Genomic DNA, 2121 nt, shown 5'->3' with positions numbered 1-2121 from the left:
TTCGCGATCGTCAGGTTGACGTTGTCGACGGCCGTGCTGTCGCCGAACTTCTTCACGACGTTTTCGATGCGCACGAAGGCGTCGTTCCTGGTACGGGCCGTGGCGGCCGGTTGGGTCTGTCGTGCAGCAGCGGAAGAGGGTATCGATTGCATGGGAGTCACCATTCGTTCTTCACGGATTGCGGGCGTGAGCGTCCCCGCGCGAGGCGCGCAACGCGACTCGCGGACAACGGCTCATGCCGGATGGAACAGTGCGCGCGGCGCGCGCGGGCGGACGGCGGTCCGCGTATCTCAGGCGGCGAGGCGTGGAGCGATGCCTGCGCCGCCGTGATGCATGGCGATCAGTGGCCGGTTTTCAGCTGCGCCCACAGACGGTTCTCGAGGCGCAGGATGTCGGCCGGCATCGGCTTCATCAGCACCATCTTCTTCAGCACGTCCTCGGGCGGATAGACGGTCGGATCCTGCGCGACGGCAGGCGTCACGAACTGGTGCGCGGCCTTGTTCGCGGTCGGGTAGAACACCGTGTTGGTGATCGCAGCGTTGACCTTCGCGTCGGACACGTAGTTGATCCACTTGAGCGCGGCCTCGGGGTGCGGCGCATCCTTCGGGATCACCATCACGTCGAACCACAGCAGGCCGCCTTCCTTCGGATTCGCGAACTTGATGTCGTACGAGCGCTTCGCCTCCGACGAGCGGCGGTGCGCGATGCCGACGTCGCCCGACCAGCCGAGCGCGACGCACACGTCGTTGTTCGCGAGATCGTTGATGTAGCCGGACGAGTTGAACTGGGTGATGTACGGGCGGACTTTCTTCAGGACTTCGAAGGCAGCCTGGTAGTCGCCGGGGTTCTTGCTGTTCGGATCCTTGCCCATGTATTGCAGCGTGGCGGCGAACACGTCGACGGCCTGGTCGAGGAACGACACGCCGCAGCTTTTCAGCTTTTCCATGTTGGCCGGGTCGAACACCAGCGCCCAGCTGTCGACGGGCGCCTTGTCGCCCAGCACCTTCTTCACCGCCTGCGCGTTGTAGCCGATGCCGTCCGTGCCGTAGGCCCAGGGGACGCCGTACTGGTTGCCCGGGTCGGCATCCGAGATCATCTTCATCAGCAGCGGGTCGAGGTTGGCGAGGTTCGGGATCTTCGACTTGTCGAGCTTCTGGTACACGCCGGCCTGGATCTGCTTGGCCATGTAGTTCGAGGTCGGCACGACGATGTCGTAGCCCGAACTGCCCGCCAGCAGCTTCGCCTGCAGCGTGTCGTCGCTGTCGTAGTTGTCGTACTTGACGTGGATGCCCGTCTGCTTCTGGAAATTCGGGATCGTGTCGGGTGCGATGTAGTCGGACCAGTTGTAGACGTTCAGCTCGTCGGCACGCGCCGACGGGCTGGCGACCGACGTGAACGCGGCCGCGGCGGCAAGGGCCGCGACGGAACAGGCTTGGCGAAGAAAGCAGGCACGCATGGTGGAATTCCCCTGGGTTATGGCGGCGTGCGGCGCCCGCCGCACGCCTGTAGGCAAAGTCGTTACGAAAGGCCCAGTTGCTGGGCGGTCGCATCGACGGCCTTCTTCGCCTTCGATACGAGTTCATCGATTTCCTGACGCGAGATCACGAGCGGCGGCGACAGCAGCATCCGGTCGCCGGTCGCTCGCATGATCAGGTTGCCGTTGAAGCAGAAGTCGCGACAGATCGTGCCGACGTCGCCGCCGTTCGCGAAGCGGCGGCGTTCGGCCGGCGACTCGGCGAGCTGCAGGCTCGCGACCATCCCGTGGCCGTGCACCTCGCCGACGATCGGGTGACGCGCGAAGGTTTCGCGCATCAGCGCCTGGAAATACGGGCCGGTGTCGTGCTTCACGCGCTCGACGATTCCCTCGTCGCGCAGCAGCTTCAGGTTCGCGACCGCCACCGCCGCGGCGACCGGATGCCCCGAGTACGTGAGGCCGTGATTGAATTCGCCGTTGTCGATGATCGGCCGCGCGATGCGTTCGTGGATGCCCACCGCGCCCATCGGCACGTAGCCCGACGTCAGGCCCTTGGCCATCGTGATCAGGTCCGGCTCGAAGCCGAAGTGCTGATGCGCGAACCATTCGCCGGTGCGGCCGAAGCCGCCGATCACTTCGTCGGCGAC

At 65.2% G+C, this 2121-nt stretch carries 2 protein-coding genes and 1 pseudogene; all 3 read right to left on the bottom strand.

What is annotated here, in order from left to right; genetic code table 11:
* Positions 1-152 (bottom strand): annotated as a pseudogene (locus WS49_RS35165) (polyamine ABC transporter ATP-binding protein); the annotation flags it as partial.
* Between the two features lie 188 nt (positions 153-340).
* Entirely contained in the window at positions 341-1456 is a 1116-nt protein-coding gene (locus WS49_RS20125; protein WP_059532455.1) for a polyamine ABC transporter substrate-binding protein, read from the bottom strand.
* 62 nt (positions 1457-1518) lie between these two features.
* Positions 1519-2121, bottom strand: a 603-nt coding sequence (locus tag WS49_RS20120; protein WP_156441419.1) for an aminotransferase class III-fold pyridoxal phosphate-dependent enzyme, incomplete at its 5' end; no start/stop codon positions are given.

The sequence above is a fragment of the Burkholderia sp. RF7-non_BP4 genome (assembly GCF_001521935.1).
GTDB classification, from domain to species: domain Bacteria; phylum Pseudomonadota; class Gammaproteobacteria; order Burkholderiales; family Burkholderiaceae; genus Burkholderia; species Burkholderia diffusa.
This window is presented reverse-complemented; position numbering and strand designations above follow the sequence as displayed.